This is a genomic window from Dactylosporangium darangshiense, from assembly GCF_039537565.1.
Lineage (GTDB): Bacteria > Actinomycetota > Actinomycetes > Mycobacteriales > Micromonosporaceae > Dactylosporangium > Dactylosporangium darangshiense.
In genome coordinates this window covers 51,931-71,218 of record NZ_BAABAT010000012.1, presented here as the reverse complement: position 1 = coordinate 71,218, position 19,288 = coordinate 51,931, and the positions used below count along the sequence as shown (strand labels likewise).

17 protein-coding genes are annotated in these 19,288 nt (G+C 72.4%); 10 read left to right on the top strand and 7 right to left on the bottom strand.

All coding sequences use genetic code 11. From position 1 onward, the window contains the following. Nucleotides 1–167 precede the first annotated feature (167 nt). Nucleotides 168–1,592: a rifampin monooxygenase gene (gene rox, locus ABD901_RS23005; protein ID WP_345129183.1), complete on the top strand. Its 1,425-nt coding sequence runs from the start codon at nucleotides 168–170 to the stop codon at nucleotides 1,590–1,592. A gap of 63 nt (nucleotides 1,593–1,655) precedes the next feature. On the opposite strand, the gene ABD901_RS23000 is transcribed toward rox, so the two are convergent. The 3 genes from ABD901_RS23000 to ABD901_RS22990 form a co-directional block, all read right to left on the bottom strand. Further along, entirely contained in the window at nucleotides 1,656–3,347 is a 1,692-nt protein-coding gene (locus ABD901_RS23000; protein ID WP_345129182.1) for a protein kinase domain-containing protein, read from the bottom strand. Between the two features lie 84 nt (nucleotides 3,348–3,431). Beyond that, nucleotides 3,432–4,502, bottom strand: a complete 1,071-nt coding sequence (locus tag ABD901_RS22995; RefSeq protein WP_345129181.1) for a CapA family protein — start codon at nucleotides 4,500–4,502, stop codon at nucleotides 3,432–3,434. 46 nt (nucleotides 4,503–4,548) lie between these two features. Beyond that, a complete protein-coding gene (locus tag ABD901_RS22990) occupies nucleotides 4,549–5,343 on the bottom strand; it encodes a class I SAM-dependent methyltransferase (protein ID WP_345129180.1) in 795 nt (264 codons plus the stop codon). A 60-nt stretch (nucleotides 5,344–5,403) separates the two neighbouring features. On the opposite strand from ABD901_RS22990, the gene ABD901_RS22985 reads away from it, so the two are divergent. The 4 genes from ABD901_RS22985 to ABD901_RS22970 all read left to right on the top strand — a co-directional run bounded on the left by ABD901_RS22985 (nucleotide 5,404) and on the right by ABD901_RS22970 (nucleotide 9,258). Beyond that, complete coding sequence (locus ABD901_RS22985; RefSeq protein WP_345129179.1) at nucleotides 5,404–5,994, top strand: TetR/AcrR family transcriptional regulator; 591 nt, start codon at nucleotides 5,404–5,406, stop codon at nucleotides 5,992–5,994. 34 nt (nucleotides 5,995–6,028) lie between these two features. Next, nucleotides 6,029–6,955, top strand: coding sequence for a hypothetical protein (locus tag ABD901_RS22980; protein WP_345129178.1), 927 nt, complete (start codon nucleotides 6,029–6,031; stop codon nucleotides 6,953–6,955). Nucleotides 6,956–7,267: 312 nt separating this feature from the next. Beyond that, nucleotides 7,268–8,044 carry a PhzF family phenazine biosynthesis protein gene (locus ABD901_RS22975; protein WP_345129177.1) on the top strand — a complete coding sequence of 259 codons (777 nt, stop codon included), beginning with the start codon at nucleotides 7,268–7,270 and terminating at the stop codon, nucleotides 8,042–8,044. Between the two features lie 137 nt (nucleotides 8,045–8,181). Beyond that, on the top strand, nucleotides 8,182–9,258 hold the full coding sequence (locus ABD901_RS22970; RefSeq protein WP_345129176.1) for a lytic polysaccharide monooxygenase auxiliary activity family 9 protein: 1,077 nt from the start codon (nucleotides 8,182–8,184) through the stop codon (nucleotides 9,256–9,258). A gap of 106 nt (nucleotides 9,259–9,364) precedes the next feature. Here the strand turns inward: ABD901_RS22970 and ABD901_RS22965 are convergent, their stop codons facing one another. From ABD901_RS22965 to ABD901_RS22955, 3 genes are all read right to left on the bottom strand, one after another. Continuing rightward, the gene (locus ABD901_RS22965) at nucleotides 9,365–9,553 is read right to left on the bottom strand and encodes a hypothetical protein (protein ID WP_345129175.1); all 189 of its coding nucleotides are present in this window, start codon (nucleotides 9,551–9,553) and stop codon (nucleotides 9,365–9,367) included. Between the two features lie 122 nt (nucleotides 9,554–9,675). Further along, complete coding sequence (locus tag ABD901_RS22960) at nucleotides 9,676–10,506, bottom strand: histidinol-phosphatase HisJ family protein (RefSeq protein WP_345129174.1); 831 nt, start codon at nucleotides 10,504–10,506, stop codon at nucleotides 9,676–9,678. Between the two features lie 14 nt (nucleotides 10,507–10,520). Next, nucleotides 10,521–11,315, bottom strand: coding sequence for a class I SAM-dependent methyltransferase (locus ABD901_RS22955; RefSeq protein WP_345129173.1), 795 nt, complete (start codon nucleotides 11,313–11,315; stop codon nucleotides 10,521–10,523). A 150-nt stretch (nucleotides 11,316–11,465) separates the two neighbouring features. Between ABD901_RS22955 and ABD901_RS22950 the strand changes: the two genes are divergently transcribed. From ABD901_RS22950 to ABD901_RS22935, 4 genes are all read left to right on the top strand, one after another. Continuing rightward, on the top strand, nucleotides 11,466–12,053 hold the full coding sequence (locus tag ABD901_RS22950; RefSeq protein ID WP_345129172.1) for a cysteine hydrolase family protein: 588 nt from the start codon (nucleotides 11,466–11,468) through the stop codon (nucleotides 12,051–12,053). Then, nucleotides 12,050–12,961 carry a GlxA family transcriptional regulator gene (locus ABD901_RS22945; protein WP_345129171.1) on the top strand — a complete coding sequence of 304 codons (912 nt, stop codon included), beginning with the start codon at nucleotides 12,050–12,052 and terminating at the stop codon, nucleotides 12,959–12,961. The genes ABD901_RS22950 and ABD901_RS22945 overlap by 4 nt, the downstream gene beginning before the upstream one ends. A 306-nt stretch (nucleotides 12,962–13,267) precedes the next feature. Next, a complete protein-coding gene (locus ABD901_RS22940) occupies nucleotides 13,268–14,545 on the top strand; it encodes an exo-beta-N-acetylmuramidase NamZ family protein (protein ID WP_345129170.1) in 1,278 nt (425 codons plus the stop codon). Nucleotides 14,546–14,842: 297 nt separating this feature from the next. Beyond that, nucleotides 14,843–16,537 carry a glycoside hydrolase family 3 protein gene (locus ABD901_RS22935; protein ID WP_345129169.1) on the top strand — a complete coding sequence of 565 codons (1,695 nt, stop codon included), beginning with the start codon at nucleotides 14,843–14,845 and terminating at the stop codon, nucleotides 16,535–16,537. 121 nt (nucleotides 16,538–16,658) lie between these two features. Here ABD901_RS22935 and ABD901_RS22930 read toward each other — a convergent pair whose 3' ends face one another. After that, on the bottom strand, nucleotides 16,659–17,129 hold the full coding sequence (locus ABD901_RS22930; protein ID WP_345129168.1) for a GNAT family N-acetyltransferase: 471 nt from the start codon (nucleotides 17,127–17,129) through the stop codon (nucleotides 16,659–16,661). Between the two features lie 311 nt (nucleotides 17,130–17,440). Between ABD901_RS22930 and ABD901_RS22925 the strand changes: the two genes are divergently transcribed. Further along, on the top strand, nucleotides 17,441–19,273 hold the full coding sequence (locus ABD901_RS22925) for a flavin-containing monooxygenase (RefSeq protein ID WP_345129167.1): 1,833 nt from the start codon (nucleotides 17,441–17,443) through the stop codon (nucleotides 19,271–19,273). The last annotated feature ends 15 nt before the right edge of the window (nucleotides 19,274–19,288 follow it).

Below are 19,288 nucleotides of genomic sequence, written 5' to 3'. Positions count from 1 at the left end.
ACGAACCAGCGCCGGGCCACGAGTCGAGTCACCGTGGTCCGGCGCTTCCCATTGCAACATACCGGGCGACCAGGGGCTTGCGGCAAGGCCGGGGTCGTGACGCAGAATCGTCCGCCGAAGCCAAGAATCCGCGAAATTCCGGATTCGCGCGCATTTGGGGGGATTCCGTGTTCGACGTGATCGTTGCCGGCGGCGGGCCGACCGGGTTGATGCTCGCGGCCGAGCTGCGGCTGCAGGGTGTACGCGTGCTGGTGCTCGAGAAGGAGACCGAGCCGACGAAGTTCGTCCGGTCGCTCGGGCTGCACGTGCGCAGCATCGAGGTGCTGGACCAGCGCGGGCTGCTCGAACGGTTCCTCGAGGCGGGCACGAAGCACGCGGCCGGCGGCTTCTTCGCCGCCATCGACAAGCCGTGGCCCGAGCGGATGGACACGGCGCACGGCTATGTCCTCGGTGTACCGCAGACGACCACCGACCGGCTGCTGGAGGAGCACGCCGCCGAGGCCGGCGCCGAGATCCGGCGCGGCTGCGAGGTGGTCGGGCTGCGCCAGGACGACGACGGGGTCACGGCCGAGCTGGCCGACGGCTCGCGGGAGCGCGCGCGGTACCTCGTCGGCTGCGACGGCGGCCGCAGCGCCGTGCGCAAGCTGTCCGGCGTCGCCTTCCCCGGCGAGCCCGCCCGGGTCGAGATCCTGCTGGGCGAGATGGAGGTGACCGCGGCGCCGGAGACGGTGACCGCCGTCGTCGCCGAGATCCGCCGGACCCAGAAGATGTTCGGCCTCGGCCCGGTCGGCGGCGGCGCGTACCGCGTCGTCGTGCCGGCCGAGGGCCTGGCCGAGGACCGCGCGGTCGCGCCGACGCTGGAGGAGTTCCGCCGGCAGCTGCAGCGCTACGCGGGCACCGACTTCGGCGTGCACTCGCCGCGCTGGCTGTCCCGCTTCGGCGACGCCACCCGGCAGGCCGAGCGGTACCGGGCCGGGCGCGTGTTCCTGGCCGGCGACGCCGCGCACGTCCACCCGCCGATGGGCGGCCAGGGCCTGAACCTCGGCCTCCAGGACGCGTTCAACCTCGGCTGGAAACTGGCCGCGGCGATCGGCGGCTGGGCGCCCGAGGGCCTGCTCGACAGCTATGAAACCGAGCGGCACCCAGTCGCCGCCGACGTGCTGGACAACACCCGCGCCCAGATGGTCCTGCTCTCGACCGAGCCGGGCCCGCAGTCGGTACGCCGCCTGCTCGCACAGCTGATGGACTTCGAGGAGGTGAACCGGTACCTCATCGAGAAGATCACCGCGATCGGCGTGCGCTACGACTTCGGCGAGGGCCACCACCTGCTCGGCCGCCGGCTGCGCGACATCCACCTCGAGCGGGCCCGCCTCTACGAGCTGACGCGCGCCGGCCGGGGTCTGCTGCTGGACCAGACCGGCCGCCTGTCGGTCGAGGGCTGGTCGGACCGGGTCGACCACGTCGTCGACGTCAGCGAGGAGCTGGACGCGCCAGCGGCACTGCTGCGCCCCGACGGCCACGTGGCGTGGGCCGGCGACGACCAGCAGGACCTGCTCGCCCACCTCCCGAGGTGGTTCGGCCCCGCCCGCTGACTGGCACAGGTGAGTGGGTGGCCGCGTCGTCGGTAGTGGCTGAGGCGGGCTGCCGTTGCGGTACTAGGCGGCCGGCGTCGTGGTGCAGGTCCAGTCCTCCTGGGCGGGCGGGGAGTACGCCGAGACGCCCGCCGCGTTGTACGAGCGCACCTTGAAGCACATGTAGGTGCCCGGGTTCAGGCCGGTCCAGGTGTACGACGTCGCGTTCGCGCCGGTGCTGTGCGATGCGGAGCCGTTGATGACGGTGAAGCCGGTCTCGTCGGAGGAGTTGTCGTTCCACTGCAGGCGGACGGCGGTCGGGCCGGTCGGGGTCGCCGTCAGGCCGGAGGGCGCCGCCGGGCCGGTGCCGGGCTGGGTGATGGCGCAGACCCAGTCGCCCTGCGCCGCCGGGAAGTACGCCGACGCGCCGGAGGCGTTGAAGGCGCGCACCTTGAAGCACATGCGCGTGTCGGGAGCCAGGCCGTCCCAGTTGAGCGACGTCGCGTTCGCGGCGGCGTTTCTCGACGCGGCGCCGTTGAGGACGCTGAAGCCGGTCTCGTTCGCGGAGTTGTCCGCCCACTGCAGGCGGATGGTGGTGGCGCTGACCGGGGTCGCGGTCAGATTCGACGGTACGGCGGGCACCCCGTTGGCCCCGGCGCGCGCCGAGCCGGTGGCGCCGGGTGCCGCGGGCGCGCCGATGCCGGCGGACGCCGACGACGAGGTCGCGCCGCCGCCGGCCGCTGGGACGCCGTTGAGGCCGCCCACCGCGTCCGCCTCCGTGGCGCCCGGGTTCGCCGCCGCCGGGTCGGGGTCGCGCGGGTCGTCGCCGCGGCCGAACGTCAGCGCGGCCGCCGCTGCTACCACGACGGCCACCACGGCGGCGCCGGCGACGAGCAGGCCCCGGGACCGCAGGATCGAGCGGTCGCCGGGCGGTGGCACGGGCGCGGCCTCGGAAACGGTGGGCGCGGGCTCCGCCGCGGTGCGCGCCGCGGCGGCGAGGGCGGCGCCGGAGGGCCAGCGCTGCGCCGGGTCCTTGGCCAGGGCCCGGGCCACGAGCGCCCGCACGCCGGGCGGCACGTCCCGCGGCAGCGGCGGCGGCTCGTCGTTGGCGTGCCGCAGCGCGATCTGCAGCAGGCTCTCGCCCTCGAACGGCAGCCGGCCGGCCAGGCACTGGTACGCCACGACGCCGAGCGAGTAGATGTCGGACTGTGCGGTCGCGGGCCGGCCGCCGGCGCGCTCCGGTGCGATGTACGACGCGGTGCCGAGCAGCAGGCCGGTCGACGTCTGGTGGGTCGCGGCGGCCGAGCGGGCGATGCCGAAGTCGGTGAGCACGGCGCTGCCGTCGGGGCGGATCAGCAGGTTGCCGGGCTTGATGTCGCGGTGCATCACGCCGTTGCTGTGCGCCGCGTGCAGGGCCTCGGCGGCCTCGGCGACGAGCCGCATCGTCGCCTCGGGGCTCAGCGGGCCGCGGTCGAGGGTGCGCGCCAGGGACTCGCCCTCGATGTACTTCATGACGAGGTATACGCCGGCGGCCGGGTCGTCGCCGAAGTCGTACACGTCGACCACGCCCGGGTGGCTGATCGTGGCCATGATGCGCGCCTCGGCCCGGAACCGCTCGATGAACATCGGCTCTTCCGAGGGGGCGCGCAGCAGCTTGACCGCCACCGTGCGGCCCAGGACCCGATCGAGCCCCTGCCACACGTCACCCATGCCGCCGCCGGCGATGTGCCGGCCGATCTCGTACCGCCCGGCGAGCACCGTTCCCGCGCCGATCAACGCGACTCCCTCCGCCGGCCGGACCTGGCCCCCGTGGACTCTACGGGTTACCGGTCCGTCAGCCGAGTGCCGAATCGGCCGGTGCTAAGCGGCCGGCGGGTTCGGGGACAGGCCGGTGCAGCGGCGCAGGGCGGCGAAGCGGTCGGTGGCGGCCTTGGCCGCGGAGCCGGTGAGCGGCTTCGGCTGGCCCGTGGACGACACCACCGCCGGGAGCAGGTCGGCGCGGATCACGGACCGCCCGCGCACCTGGACTTTCAGGACGCCGGTGTCGGCGGATCCGACGTACCACACGAAATTGCCCAACCCGTAGGCCACATAGGTCCGGCCCAGCCACCCGTCGCCCTGCAGCACGTGCGCATGCGCCCCAATGATCATGTCGGCGCCGGCTTCGGCCAGGGCGCGCGCGAACGACTTCTGGTCCTCGTTGGGACAGGAGACTCGTTCGGTACCCCAATGGTTGAACACGACCACGAGGTCCGCCTGCTCGCGCGCCTTGCGGACCGCGGCGACGGCCCGCGGGACGTCCCACGCCAGCGCGATCCCGGGCGTGTCCGGACCGGCCTTCCAGCTCTCGGCGAGCGTGTGAATCTGGCTGAACCCGAGGATCGCGACGCGGACGCCCCGCACCGGCAGGATCAGCGGCGCGTACGCCTCGTCGACGTTGCGCCCGCCCCCGAACGCGGGCATCCCGGCGGCCGCGGCGGCGTCGAGGGTGTCGCCGAACCCGACCCGCCCGTAGTCGAGCGCATGGTTGTTCGCGATCGACACGGCGTCGATGCCGCCCGCCTTGATCGCCTGGTACGCCGAAGCCGGCGCCCGGAAGTGAAACTCCTTCGGCTCGGGCGTCCCGCGCGTGGTGATCGCGGTCTCCAGGTTGACGACGGCGAGGTCTGCCGCGGACAGCTCGCCCGTCATCGGCCCGATCGCGGTCGCGGGATCCTTGAGCAGCGCGGCCGTGCGCTCGGTGAAGTGCACGTCGCCGCCGAAGGCAAGGGTCAGCTCCACCGGCGCCGCCGGCGACGGCGACGCGCTCGACGCGGCCGAGGCCCCCGCGGCCGCCGTAGACGCGGGCGCGGGGTGCGCCGACGGGCCGCCCGCGTCGCAGGCTGCGAGCAGCAGGGCCAGCGCCACCGCCGCCGGCCGCCGAGTCGTCATGGCGCACAGCTTACGAGTAGAGGCGGCACGATATGCGCCGGAGGTTTCAGGAGTGCACGGCCGAGAGGGCGACGGTGGTGTACCCCATCACGAACGAACCGCCGGCCGAGTCCACGACGGCGCCGATGCCTGCGAGGGCCGGGGCCAGGCGCTCGGGCGGCACGCGGGTGAGCAGGCCGACGGTGGGCACGGTGTCGAGCCACTCGGCGCGCGTGTAGGTCCGCTCCCACGGCACGCGCCAGATCTCCGGCTCGGCGAACACTCCGGTGGCGCTCAGGGCCTCGCCGGCCTGGGCGCTGAACGTCGCGTACGCGTCCGGGCCACCCGCCCAGCGCTGCAGCATCGGCAGGTCGGGCAGCTCGCGGCCGAACACCTCGGCGAAGGCATCGGCCAGGTCCGGCGGCGGGCCGAAGGCGTTCCAGAAGGCGGCGAACCGGCCGCCGGGGCGCAGGACGGCGGCCGCCTTCGCCGCACCGGCGGACGGCTCGACCCAGTGCCAGGCCTGGCCGGCGACCATGGCGTCGAAGGTGCGCCCGGCCGGGTCCCAGGCCTCGACGGTGGCGACCTCGACCTCCAGGCCGCGGCGGCGGGCCGCGGCGGCCATGCGCTCGTCGGGGTCGACGCCGAGCACGGTGCAGCCGGCCGCCTGCAGCTGGCGGGCGACGATGCCGGTGCCGCAGCCGACGTCGAGGACCTCGCGGCCGGGCAGGCCGTCGAGGATGCGTTCGAGGAGCGCGGCCGGGTAGTCGGGGCGGGCGCGGTCGTAGCGTTCGGCGTCCTCGCCGAACGACTCGGCTACCGTTCGTTGACGATGGGCCTCGTCCGAAGCAGGAGTGGGCATGCGCCCACTCTAGTGGGCAACCGCCCACTCACCAACTGGAAGCAAACGTAAGGGGATTGGGTGCCGACCGGAGTGGCCATCCGCGACGTACGCGAGCAGCTGTTCGACGCCGCCGACCGCATCCTGCTGCGCGACGGGCCGAGCGGGCTGACCAGCCGCGCGGTCACCGCCGAGGCGGGGGTGGCCAAGGGGGTGCTGCACAAGCACTTCGAGGACTTCGACGGCTTCCTGGCCGACTTCGTGCTCGACCGCGTCGAGCGGATGGACGCGCAGGCCGCCGCGCTGCGTGACGCCGCCGGGACCGGCGACGTCGTCGACAACGTCGCGGGCGCGCTCGCCGCCGTGTTCGGCTCGGTCGCGGTGGCCATCGTCGCGCTGGTCACCTTCCGCGACGAGCTGCGGGCGCGGCTGCGCCGCACCTGGCCGGCCGGCGTGCCGGTGCTGACCGAGGCCGCGATCATGATCGGGCGGTACCTCGGCGCAGAGCGCGAACTCGGGCGCATCGCCGCCGGCGCCGACGAGGAGTCGCTCGGCGCGATGCTGGTGGGCACCGGCCACCTGCTCTTCGCCGACCGCACCGGCCCGGCGCCCGCACCGGAGGCGGTGCGCCGCGCCGTGGCCGCGGTGCTGGGCGGCGCGCTGCCGCGTTGACCTTTCCCCTGGGTGAAGGTCCAGGGTGGGGCGCATGGATCGCTACATCGGATCGGGACCGTACTGCTACGCCAACTCCCTCGCGATGGTCCTCGGCCCGGGCGCGCCGCCGCCGGCCGTGCTCGAGGTCCTCACCGGGTCGCCGTTCGGCTTCGAGCTGCTCGCCGGCCTGCCGTTCTTCGACCCGTACGGCTGGGACCCCGACCGTGGGCTCGACGACGCGATCGGCCTGCTGGGCTGGTCGTTCCGGCGCACGGGCGCGGCCGGCGGTGCGGAGGCGCTGGCCACGCTGCGTGCGGCGCTGCGCAGCGGGCGGCCGGCGCTCGTCGGGCCGGTGGAGATGGGGCTCTTTCGGCATCAGCCGTTCATGAACGGGCCGATCGGCGCCGATCACTTCGTCGCCGTGCTCGAGGTCGACGACGACCTCGTGCGCTTCCACGACCCGCACGGGTTCCCCTACGCGACGCTGCCGGTCGCGGACTTCCTCGCCGCGTGGCGGGCGGAGACGATTGCCTACCGCAGCACGGAGTACACCATCCGCTTCGACTTCCACCATGACCGCGCGGTGGGCGCGGACACCGCCCTGCGAGCCGCGCTGCCCGGTGCGGTGGCGTGGCTGCGCGGCGAGGGCGGCACCCCGCCGCCGGGGACGCTGGGCGGCGCGGAGGGCGTCCAGGCGTTCGCGGCGCAGGTCGAGGCCGGCCTGCCCGACGGGGTGCACGGCCACCTGGTGCACTTCGCGATCCGCTGCGGGGCGCGCCGCCTGGCTGACGCCGCCGACGCGCTCGACGGGCTCGGCCTGGCCGAGGCGGCCGAGATCGCCACGCACCAGGCGCGGCTGGTCGGCGGCCTGCAGTACCCGGTGATGACCGGCGACACCAAGACCGCGGCGGCGCTGCTGCGCGAGCTCGCGCCGACCTACGAGGCGCTGGCCGTCGCCATCGACAAGGACATCCGTTGACTCTCCCGTAAGGGGAGGCCGCAGCGTCGCGCGGCGCTGGCCGCCGGCTACACGGGGCTCGCGTTCGCCACGGCGCCGGGCTGGGCGCCGGCCGCCGCGGTCGTGGCGGGCGCCGGCAACGGAGGGCTGGGGCCGGGCCAGTCGGCACTGCTGGCGGCCCTGGCGCCGGCCCCGCTGCGGCACCGATCGGCCTCGGCGGCCCCATCCGGGAGCACTACCTGGTCTCGGCGTTCGACACCGACGACGAGTCGGCCCACCGCACCGAGGTCGCCTGGCCGATCTTCACCACCAAGCCGGCTTAGGCTGCTGCGCATGCTTATCGTGCGCGCCTGCCTGCGCGACGGTCGCGGTGGCAGCCCCACCGCGGTCCTCGACGACGGTCCGTTCACCGACGCCGAGCGGCGGGCGGTGCCGGTTCGGGCCGGCACGTCGCACGCGGTGTTCCTCGGCGCGGCCGGCGCCCTGCGGTTCTGCACGTCCGAAGGCGAGCTGCCCGCGTGCGGCCACGGCACCGTCGCCGCCCTCGCCGTGCTCGCGGCCCGCGCGCCCGGGCGGCGCATCGAGCTCGCCCTGCGCGCCGGCGGCCGGACCTTCGCCGGTCGCGCCTCGTTCGACGGCGAGGTCTGTCACGCGGCGTTCGACCCCGGCCCGGTCACCCTGCGCGCTCCCACCGGCGACGAGGCCGGCGAGGTGCTCGGCGCGCTCGGGCTCGCCGCGGCAGATCTCGCCGGTGCGCCGTGCGTGGCCTCGGTCGGGCGCGAGCGGCTCCTCGTCCCGGTCGCCTCCCGGGCCGCACTGGCCGCGCTGGCGCCGGACCTGGAGCGGCTGCGCGCCGTGCCGGCGTTGCTCGGCTGCTACGTGTACAGTCCGCCGGGCCCGGACGGGCGGGCCGCCGCGCGCATGTTCGCGCCCTCGATCGGCGTGCCGGAGGACATCGCCAACGCCAACAGCACCGCCTGCCTGGCCGCGTACCTCGGCGCGGACGTCGCGGTGGACATGGGCGACGCGCTCGGCGAGCCGGCGACGGTCACCGCCACCGTGCGGGGCGGCGCGGTCGAGGTCGGAGGCACCGCCCGACCAGTCAGCTGAGATATTCACATTCTTCGCTTTATCGGCTACCCTCCCCGGCGGGAGCCGCGCGCGTTGACCTCGTTCTTTCGTCGTCAGCCGCGCCGCCGCCGCGCCCGTTCGGTTTCGGTGGCGGGCGCGCACCCCGAGGAGTACCGATGCAACTTTCATCGATCGCCCGGCGGATCGCGGTCGGGGGGCTGGTCGTGCTGACCGCGGCCCTCGGCCTTGTCGTGCTCGACCGGCCGGCGCCGGTCTCGGCGCACGGCTCGCTCACCGACCCGCCGTCGCGCAACTACGGCTGCTGGGCCCGCTGGGGCTCGGACTTCCAGAACCCGCACATGGCCGACACCGACCCGATGTGCGCACAGGCCTGGCAGGCCAACCCCAACACCATGTGGAACTGGAACGGCCTGTACCGCGAGGGCGTCGCCGGCAACCACCAGGCCGCGGTCCCGGACGGGCAGCTGTGCAGCGGCGGGCGCACCCAGAACGGGTTCTACGCCTCACTGGACACGGTCGGGCCGTGGGTCGCCGCCACGAAGCCGGACAAGTTCACGCTCACGCTGACCGACCAGGCGCAGCACGGCGCCGACTACCTGCTCATCTACATCACCAAGCAGGGCTTCGACCCGGCCACGCAGCCGCTGACGTGGAACAGCCTCGAGCTGATCCAGCGCACCGGGCGGTACGCGCCGGCCGGGCAGTACCAGGCGCAGGTCGACGCCGGCACCCGCACCGGGCGCCACGTCATCTACACCGTCTGGCAGGCCAGCCACATGGACCAGTCGTACTACCTGTGCAGCGACGTGATCTTCACCGGCCAGGGCGGCGGCGGCTCCACGTCGCCTTCCCCGTCGCGCTCGACCTCGCCCTCGCCGTCGGTGTCGGTGTCGCCGTCGCGTTCGACGTCGCCCTCGGCGTCGATCCCGGCCGGCTCGTGCGCCGCGTCCTACGCGAAGACCTCCGAGTGGAACGGCGGCTTCGGCGCGACGGTGACCGTGACCGCGGGTGCCGTCGGCATCAGCACGTGGACGGTGAAGATGACGTTCGCCAACGGGCAGACCGTGTCCAGCTTCTGGAACGCCAACCTGACGACCAGCGGCAGCACGGTCACGGCGACGAACGCCAGCTACAACGGCCGGATGAGCCCGGGGCAGAGCACCAGCTTCGGCTTCAACGGCACCTGGTCCGGCACGAACAACCCGCCGGCCCTGACGTGCTCGGCGCAGTAGTGCAGGCCTGATCCGACAGGGGACCCCCGGCCGAGTACTCGGCCGGAGGTCTTCACTAGGTCGAGCCGGCGCCGCGGCGGCGCGCTCGTCTCGCGTCGCGTGGACGCTAGGTGAGGGCGCCGGCCGGTGCGGGGGCGTGGTCGTCCAGCGCATGCCACAGGGCGGCCAGGGCGGTCGCGGCCGCCTCGTCGGTGCGGCGCAGCCAGGCCAGGTGGCGCACCGCGTGGGTGGCGACCGCGCCCGCGCAATGACCTGGCAGGACATCGCGCTGAGCCTCGGCCTGGGCACCCCGCAAGCGGCTCGGCAGCGTTATGAGCGGCTGGAGGCCCGTAGCGACCCGGCGACGTGATGGGGGATCCGCCCGAGCGGCTCGGTGCCGCGGGTTACCGGCTGCCGGATAGCTTCGCGGTCACGCCACTAGCGAATCCAGTGGTCGTACGGGTGGCGGCCCGGACGGAAGCCGGCGGACTCGGCCTTGGCGGCGGCCGCGGCGAACCCGGTCGCCACCGCCTCGGGCCGGTGCGCGTCGCTGCCGAAGCTCACCGCGGTGCCGCCGGATTCGCGCCACCAGTGCAGCACCTCCGGCTCGAGGTCGCGCCGGGTGTTGACCTCCAGGGCGCGGCCGGTCCCGGCGAGGGCCGCGAGGACCGCGCGCACCTCCTCCTCGAAGTCCGTGAGGCGGGTGGCCCGGTCCTGCGGCAGGTAGCGCAGCGGGTAGTCGAGGTGGGTCAGGGTCGAGAAGTCGCCGCAGGACACGATCATGCGGATGGTCTCGGCGAAGTACTCGCGCAGCACGTCCGGCACGCCGCGCAGCGCGAACTCGTCCTCCACGAGACAGTGCCGGCCGGCGACGCTGATCGAGTGCAGCGAGCCGATGACGCGCTCGAACGGGTGACTGGCCAGCAGCGCCGCGGCCGGCTCGGCGAACCAGTGCGGTTCGCCGAGCTCGACGCCGGTGATGATCTTCAGTTCCGGGTACTTCGCGCGGCACCGCTCGATCGCCTCGAGGTAGCCCTCGACGTCCAGCGGCGGCGGCGCCAGGTGGGTCGGGTCGGCCAGGTGCCGCGCCATCCGGTCCGGCAGCAGCGACGGGTCGACGGTCCAGGTCACGAAGTCCGTGTGCTCGGTGAACGCGATCGCCGGCAGCCCGAGCTCGACGGCCCGGGCGCACGACCCCTCCATGTCGCCGGTGTCGGTGTCCCACGAGAACTCGCTGTGGGTGTGCAGGTCGGGGGGCAGTCGGCGCATCAGCACACGGTAGGTCACTTCGCCGGACGGGCCAGGACCTCCCCGTGCACGATGGAGATCCACCCGTCGCCGTCGGCCGCCCACCGCCGCCAGGCGTCCGCGATGCGCTGCAGGTCCGCCAGCGGTACCCCGGAGGCGAGCGCCTGGCGCCCCATCGCCGAGGAGACCACGCGGTCCGCCCACATGCCGCCCCACCACGCGCGGTCCTCGTCGTCGGCGTAGCACCAGGTGCTCGACGTCGCCGTGACGTCGGTGAACCCGGCCCGGCGCGCCCAGGCCAGCAGCCGGCGCCCGGCGTCGGGCTCGCCGCCGTTGGCGCGGGCCATGCGCTGGTACAGCGCCATCCACTCGTCGAGCTCGGGCAGCTGGGGGTACCACACGAACCCGGCGTAGTCGCTGTCGCGCACGGCGACGTAGCCGCCGGGCTTGCACACGCGGTGCATCTCGCGCAGCGCCGCCACCGGGTCGGCGACGTGCTGCAGCACCTGGTGCGCGTGCACGACGCAGAACGTGTCGTCGGGGTACGGCAGCGCGTGCACGTCGCCCTTGACGACCTCGGCGTTGGCGACCCCGGCGAGGCCCTCGCGGGCGAGCTCGACGGCCTCGTCGGTCACCTCCAGGGCGGTCACGTGCGCCACCAGGGCGGCCAGGTCGCGGGTGATCGTGGCCGGCCCGGCACCGACGTCGAGCACCTTCATCTTCTCGTTGAGCACCGGCAGCAGGTAGGCGGCGGAGTTCTCGGCGGTGCGCCAGCGGTGTGAGCGCAGCACCGACTCGTGGTGTCCGTGGGTGTAGACGTTGCTCGGCATGTCCCGAACTCTAGGCCCGCGTTCTCAAACTTCGGTATTGATCTCCCATATTATGGGACGCGTCGAGTGGCGGCAGCGTGACCGGATCCGTCCGGTGCGGTGCCGGGCCGTGCCTGGCGTGCCGGCCGGGCGCGGCGCAGGATCGAAGCCATGCGAAGCGCACTGCTCATCATCGACATCCAGGAGTCCTTCCGCCGCCGCCCGAGCTGGGCGGCCGTGTCCGACCCGGACATCGCCGACACCGTCGCGCCCCTGGTCGCCGACGCCCGCGAGCGCGGCGACCTCGTGGTGTGGGTCCTGCACACCGAGCCCGGCACCGGCAACGTCTTCGACCCCGAGGCGGGCCACGACTACGTGCGCTACCTCGACGGCCTCGACCCGCTGCCGGGCGAGCCGCAGCTGGTCAAGACCTCCGCGAACGCGTTCACCACGACCGGCCTGCAGCAGTTGCTCACCGCCGAGAGCATCCGCCACCTGATCGTGACCGGCATCCAGACCGAGTGGTGCTGCGAGACGACCACGCGGGTGGGGTGCGACCTCGGGTACGAGGTCACGTTCGTCACCGAGGCGACCGCGACGTTCCCGATCCCGCACGTGGCCGAGCGCGACCGCCCGTACGACGAGATCCTCGCCAGCCCCCGCACGCTGCCGGTCGCCGACGTCATCGCGCGCACGGAATATGCTCTGGCCGGGCGTTTCGCGACCGTCGCCACCGTCAAGGAGGTCCTCGCCCGGTGAGAGTCGTCTTCCTGCTCGTGCCGCAGGTGCACCTGCTCGACCTGGCCGGACCCGCACAGGTGTTCTCCACCGTGCGCGACCTCGGCCTGGGCTACGAGCTGCACTACGTGGCCGAGCTGGAGGACGTGCCCACCGCGCAGGGCGTGCCGCTGCGCGCGTCGCTCGACTGGCCCGAGCTGGCACCCGACGACCTCGTGCTCGTCCCCGGCTGGCGCGGCCACCGCTTCGGCGTGCACGGCGTGCTGACCGGATCGACCCGCGCAAGACTCGCCGGACACCACGCCGCCGGCGGCACCGTGGCCAGCGTCTGCGCCGGCGCCGACGCCCTGGGCCAGGCCGGCCTGCTCGACGGCCGCCGCTGCACGACACATCACGACCTGCAGGACCACCTGGCCGAGCGGTACCCGGCCGCCCGCGTGGTCCGCGACGTGCTCTACGTCGTCGACGAGCGGGTCGTCACCTCGGCCGGCATCGCCAGCGGCATCGACCTGGCGCTGCACCTGGTGGCGACCCGGCACGGCCCCGCGGTCGCCGCCCAGGTGGCCCGCGAGATGGTCGTCTACGCCCGCCGCAACGGCGACGCACCACAGCACAGCGTGATGCTGCGCCACCGCGACCACCTCTCCGACGTCGTGCACCGCGTGCAGGACCTCATCGACGGCCGCTTCGCCGAACGCCTCCCGCTGCGCGCCCTGGCCGGCGCCGCGGGCGTGAGCGAGCGCACCCTGACCCGCGCCTTCGGCGACGCCACCGGCCTGACCCCGCTGCGCTACCAGCAGCTGCTGCGCCTGGAGCGCGCCGAGCACCTGATCGGCCACGGCGCCACGGTCGAGGCCGCCGCCCGCGCCGCGGGCTTCGAGGACGCCCGCATGCTGCGCCGCCTGCGCTCCCGCGCACACGCAGCCTGACCCACCCGCCCCGAGGTTTCGAACCAGCAGCAAGGGTCGTGGTTTGGGTCGGCGCCTCCGAAGCCGGCAACGACACCAGCACCATCCGCGACCCGAACCCCGCCACACCGTAACCGTCACGGAAATCCGTATGGCGCCGACCGCGGGGCCGGCACCACGTCGTCGCCCGGAGGCTGCCGTGACCGGGGCAGACATTCGTCATGTTCCCAATTGACATCCAGCAATTTGGGTAGGAAACTTTCAAGAACCTTGAGCCGAGGTAACTTACCTACCGGCTCTGGATAGGCCGGCTGTGCAGGAGGTTCCGTGGAGCGTAGGAGATTTCTCGTCGGCACTGTCGCCGCGGGCGCGCTCGGCGCGGCGGCCGCAACGGCCGCAGGCGCGCCCGTGGCGGCCGAACCCGGCGTTCGCCGCGTGAAGACCGGCCTCGATGTGCTGGTCGGCTCCGGCTTCGTGGCGCTGGCCGGTCAGAAGGTGGGGGTCGTGTCCAACCCGACCGGGGTCGACGCCGAATACCGTCACCTCGTCGACCTCATGCACGGCTCCGGCCGGGTGGAGGTGGTCGCCGCCTTCGGTCCCGAGCACGGCTTCCGGGGCTCGGCCCAGGCCGGCGGCAGCGAAGGCACCGGGACCGACGCCCGCACCGGCATCGTCGTCTACGACGCGTACGGCGCATCCCAGGCCAAGTGGGGTGAGCTCATCACGAAGTCGGGCGCGGAAACCCTCGTCTTCGACATCCAGGATGTCGGTGCCCGCTTCTATACCTACATCTGGACGATGTACGACTCCATGGTGGCGGCCGCCCGGCTCGGCAAGCGGTACGTCGTGCTGGACCGGCCCAACCCGATCGGTGGACGCGCGTACGGGCCGATGATGACCGCCGGGTACACCTCCGGGGTCGGGAAGAAAGAGATCGTGCAGCAGCACGGCATGACGGTCGGGGAGCTCGCACGGTTCTTCAACGCCGAGTTCCTGCCGGTCGAGGCGGGACGGTCGGCCGACCTGCAGGTGATCGCCTGCGAGCACTGGAAGCGCGACAAGTTCGCCGCGGACACCGATGTGCCGTGGGTGATGCCGAGCCCCAACATGCCGACCCCCGACTCGGCGCTCGTCTACCCCGGTACCTGCATGTTCGAGGCTGTCTCGTCGATCACCGAAGGTCGCGGCACCACCCGCCCGTTCGAGCTGATCGGCGGCCTCGCCGGCGACTTCGACCACCACTGGGGTGACCGGCTCAACGCCCGCAACCTGCCGGGCGTGGAGTTCCGCGAGGCATACTTCACGCCCACAGCGGCCGGACAAAAGCCGCAACTGCTCAACAAACTCTGCGCGGGCGTCGAGGTGAAGGTGGTCGACCGGGAGCGGTACGACCCGATCCGCGTCGGCGTCGCGATGCTCGTGGAGGCTCGCAAGTATGCGGCGTTCGCCTGGCGGGCCGACAACTGGATCGACAAGCTCACCGGGTCGTCGCGGCTGCGGGAGATGATCGACGCCGGCGCCGACGTCGACGACGTGGTCGGCGCCTGGACCGGCGAACTCGCGGACTTCGACGGCCGCCGCGGGTCGTACCTGCTCTACGGCTAGAAGTCGTTGCCTTCCCACCCATCGGACGGGCCGGGCAGCCGGCGGTGATTATCAATATCGACAGTCGCGATGGGGCGCGGCCGCAAGTCGCGCCCCGGACCTCAAGGAGTCCGCATGCGCCATCGGTTCGGTTGGCGAGTCTGCATTGCCGCAGTCTCGGTCGGTGCGCTTCTGTCGTCCACGGCGGCCCCCGCGGTCGCTGAGGGGCAGGGGCCGATCGGCGCGGTGAACACTGGTGGGCCCGGGCATTCGGATGATGCGGGGATCCGCGGCAAGATCATCAGCACGATCCGGCACATGACCCTCGAGGAGAAGGTCGGGCAGCTGTTCGTCGTCGAGGTGTACGGCCAGGACGCCGACACCGTGTCCCCGGCCATGGCGGCCCGAAACCAGGCACTGTACGGTGTCGACACCCCGGCTCAGGTCATCGACAAGTACAAGCCGGGTGGGGTCATCTACTTCGACTCCAGACGCGGGCCCGACAACGTGCGAAACCCGCGGCAGATCGCCACGTTGTCCAACGGGCTCCAGGCGGCTGCCGCCCGCCAGCGGCAGTCGATCCCGCTGCTCATCTCCACCGACCAAGAGGGTGGCGCTGTCGTCTACCGGCTCGTCGCGCCGGCCACTGAGATGCCCGGCAACATGGCCCTCGGCGCGGGACGATCGACAGCGGACGCACACCGTTCGGCCGAAGTGATCGGCACCGAGCTGGCGGCCGTCGGGATCAACCAGGACTACGCACCCGTCGCTGACGTCAACGTCAACCCCGCCAACCCCGTCATCGGCGTGCGATCGGTCGGTGAGGACCCCACCCTGGTCTCCGAGATGGTGGCTGCCCAGGTGGCCGGCTACCACGCCGGCGGTGTGGCCACGGTCGCCAAGCACTTCCCGGGGCACGGCGACACCGCCACGGACAGCCATTTCGGCCTGCCGGAGGTCACACACACCCGCGCGCAGCTCGAGGCGATCGACCTGCCACCGTTCCGGGCCGCGATCGCCCAAGGCGTCGACACGATCATGACCGCACACGTCGTGCTCCGGTCGGTTGATTCCAGCGGCGCGCCGGCAACGATGTCCAAGCCCATCCTCACCGGGCTGCTGCGCGAAGAACTGGGCTACGACGGGCTCATCGTCACCGACGCCCTCGACATGCAAGGGGCGACGAGCACGTACCCGCCAAACGTCGCGCCGGTCGAGGCGTTCAAGGCCGGCGCCGACCAGCTCGTGCTGGCGCCCCAGATGGACGTCGCCTACACGTCGGTGCTCAACGCCGTCCGCAACGGCGAGATCTCCATGCACCGCCTTGACGATTCGGTCTACCGGATCCTGCGGCTGAAGATGAAGCGGGGCCTGTTCGACCATCCGTTCGTCGACGTCGAGCTGGCGGACAAGGTCGTCGGCGCGCCCGACCACCTCGCCGACGCGCAGCTGATCACCGACCACACCACGACGCTCGTCAAGAACGACGCCGGCGTGCTGCCGCTCACTCATGACCCGCGGAAGGTTCTCGTGACCGGGTGGGGCGTGGCGACGACGAGCGCGCTCGGCAACGCCATCGGTCGACGCGGGCAGACCGTCACGATCGCTGAGACGGGCACGACACCCAGCCAGACCAGGATCAACCAGGTGGTCGCCGAAGCCGTGCGCAGCGACCTCGTGGTGGTGTCGACGATGAACGCATCCAGTCTCAACGCCGACACCGGGCTGCCCACCGCGTCGGCCGCCGCCCAGCAGGCCCTGGTCAAGGCGTTGCTCGCGACGGGCAAGCCGGTCATCGTGTCGGGAATGCGCAACCCCTATGACATCTCGTACTTCACCGCGGCGCCGACCTACCTTGCCACCTACGGCTACACGGTCGCCTCGATGGAGTCGCTGACCCGCGTGCTGTTCGGGGAAGTCAACCCCGTCGGCAAACTGCCCGTCACGATTCCGCGAGCGGACGGTTCGGGCGCCCTCTACCCCTTCGGACACGGGCTCAGCTACGGCGGCTGACCGACGAACGCATCGGCCACCTCCGGCGCCTGCCCCGGGGGTGGCCCTGCCGTTCACGTGGATTTTGGGCCGCCGGGAACTGCGGGCCGCGACGGTCGGCCGGTCGCACCCGACCATCGCATCAGTCTGGGACCGCGGCGACCAGGTTTAGCTTGAAGCCGACATGCGTCGGGACGAACCCGAGCCGCTCGTAAAAGCGGTGCGCGTCTGAGCGGCTCACGTCGGAGGTGAGCTGCACGAGCTGGCAACCGCGCTCGTGGGCCTCGTCGATGGCCCACTGCATCAGGGCGGCGCCGAGGCCGCTGCCGCGTTCGTCCCGGGCCACCCGGACGGCCTCGATCTGGCCACGGGCGGCGCCGCGGCGGGTCAGCCCTGGCAGCAGGCTCAACTGGAGCGTGCCCACCGTGCGCCCGTCCCGCTCAGCGACGACGAGCAGCTGATTGGCGTCGGCTTCGATGGCGGCGAAGGCCCGCAGGTATGGTGTCAGGTCGTCGGGCGACTCGCGGCCGGCGCCCAACGGGTCGTCCGCGAGCAGCGCCACGATCGCCGGCACGTCCGCCTCGGTTGCCTTGCGGATCCGCAACTCCGTCACGCCTCGTCCTCCCGGGTGACTCGCTACCGAAACCGAAGCCGTTACGCCCGCCGAGCATACCGTTACGACGGCAGCAGCCGGGGCGGTGCGGTCGAGGCCCGGCTCCTCGGATCAGAGCCGACCCAACCCTGTGCCAAGAATTCGGGCGCGCGACATAAGTAGCAAAGTAGAGTCATCCCACAGGGCCCGCGCCGGGGAAATGCGTGATCGCAACCCGGGGAATTACACGATCGCCCACACCCAGCCTCATCGCTTTCGGTGTCTTCTCCGTGTCGTTCACTGTGTTGCTGCGTCGAAAAGGGGATGGACTCGTGTCGAGCGCCCATCAGACAGAGGTCGGCCCGCTCGAGCGTCCCGACCTTCGGGCCCGCTACCGCATCGAGCGGGACAAACGGGTCCGCCCTGACGGCACGGACCAGTACTTGGAGCCGGTCGGCCGTTTCGCGCACTTCAGCGCCGACCCGTACACGCCCTGGGTGGAGCGAGACCCGGTGGTGGACGACGTGGAGGTCGTGATCATTGGCGGCGGGTTCGCGGGCTTGGTGACCGGCGCCCGGCTGGTCGAGGCCGGGGTCACCGATGTCCGCATCGTGGAGGCCGGGGGTGGTCTGGGCGGGGTCTGGTACTGGAATCGGTACCCGGGGGCGATGTGTGACACCGCGGCCATGGTGTACCTGCCGCTGCTGGAGGAGACCGGACGTGTCCCGTCCGCCAAGTACGTCGAAGCGCCGGAGATCCTCGCCCATGCCCGGGGCATCGCCGAGAAGTACGGCCTCAACGACGGCGCGCTGTGCTCGACCGTGGTGCGCGAACTGGTCTGGGACGAGGACCGGAGCCGGTGGCGCGTCCGCACCGACCGCGGCGACGAACTGCGGGCCCGTTTCGTGACCTTGGGCACCGGCCCGCTGAACCGTCCGAAACTGCCCGGGATTGCGGGGATCGACGCCTTCGAGGGCCGCTGCTTTCACACCAGTCGCTGGGAGTACGACTACACCGGAGGCGACTCGTCCGGCGCCCCCATGACCGGGTTGGCTGACAAGCGGGTAGGGATCATCGGCACTGGGGCGACCGCCGTGCAGTGCATCCCGCGACTGGCACGCGACGCCGGATCGCTGACCGTGTTCCAACGCACGCCGTCCTCCGTCGACGTCCGCGCCAACCAGCCGATCGACCCGGAGTGGTTCGCCGCACTGGACCCCGGATGGCAACGCGAGTGGCTGCGCAACTTCGCCACGCTGCAGACCGGCGGGTTCGCCGAACAGGACCTGGTCATGGACGGGTGGACGGACATGGCCGTGCGGATCCGAGACCGGGTCATCGCCGATGCCGTCGCGTTCACGCCGAAGGACTTCCGGCAGGCCTACGAGGCGGCCGACGACGAGAAGATGGACGAGATCCGGGCCCGCATCGATGCCGTGGTTTCCGACCCGGCCACGGCCGAGGCCCTCAAGCCGTGGTACCGGCAGCGCTGCAAGCGCCCGTGCTTTCACGACGAGTATCTCGACGCGTTCAACCGGCCCACCGTCCGGCTGGTCGACACCGACGGCCGGGGCGTGGAGCGCATCGACGCCACCGGAGCCTGGGTAGGCGGGCAGCACTACGAGCTCGACTGCCTGATTCTGGCTTCGGGTTTCGAGTTCGGCACGCCCTATGAGCGCAGGTCGGGGTTCGACCCGGTCGGCCGCGGCGGAGTGCCCTTGTCCAAGGCGTGGGCCGACGGCATGGTGACACTGCACGGCATCCACGTACACGGCTTCCCGAACCTGTTCGTCATCCAGACCGGGCACGCCGCCAACCTCATCTCCAACGTCACCCACAACCTGGTCGAAGCCGGAACCACCGCCGCCGCGGTCATCGCCCACGCGCGCGCCACCGGTGCAGTAGAGGTCGAAACATCCGCAGCGGCGCAGGAGGCATGGGTCGATCTCTTGGAGGACCCGACCACGATGTTGACCTACGACGCGAACTGCACACCCGGCTACTACAACAACGAGGGCGCCCCGCTCGGCCACCGGGAGCGGCTCAACCAGTCCCGCTACGCAGCCGGCCCGGCGGAGTACTTCCGCTACATCGACGCATGGCGGAGCACCGGTCGCTTCGAGGGCCTCGAGTTCCGCCCCCAGACCGGAAAGGACGAGCACTGACGGTGCGCCAAGACC

Excerpts from the sequence above, each read along its gene's own strand:
- ABD901_RS22995 (WP_345129181.1), bottom strand. The coding sequence starts at position 4,502 with ATGACGACTCGGCGGCCGGCGGCGGTGGCGCTGGCCCTGCTGCTCGCA.
- ABD901_RS22935 (WP_345129169.1), top strand. The coding sequence starts at position 14,843 with ATGACCCTCGAGGAGAAGGTCGGGCAGCTGTTCGTCGTCGAGGTGTAC.
- ABD901_RS22950 (WP_345129172.1), top strand. The coding sequence starts at position 11,466 with ATGCGAAGCGCACTGCTCATCATCGACATCCAGGAGTCCTTCCGCCGC.
- ABD901_RS22980 (WP_345129178.1), top strand. The coding sequence starts at position 6,029 with ATGGATCGCTACATCGGATCGGGACCGTACTGCTACGCCAACTCCCTC.
- ABD901_RS22955 (WP_345129173.1), bottom strand. The coding sequence starts at position 11,315 with ATGCCGAGCAACGTCTACACCCACGGACACCACGAGTCGGTGCTGCGC.
- ABD901_RS22960 (WP_345129174.1), bottom strand. The coding sequence starts at position 10,506 with ATGCGCCGACTGCCCCCCGACCTGCACACCCACAGCGAGTTCTCGTGG.
- ABD901_RS22975 (WP_345129177.1), top strand. The coding sequence starts at position 7,268 with ATGCTTATCGTGCGCGCCTGCCTGCGCGACGGTCGCGGTGGCAGCCCC.
- ABD901_RS22970 (WP_345129176.1), top strand. The coding sequence starts at position 8,182 with ATGCAACTTTCATCGATCGCCCGGCGGATCGCGGTCGGGGGGCTGGTC.
- ABD901_RS22990 (WP_345129180.1), bottom strand. The coding sequence starts at position 5,343 with ATGCCCACTCCTGCTTCGGACGAGGCCCATCGTCAACGAACGGTAGCC.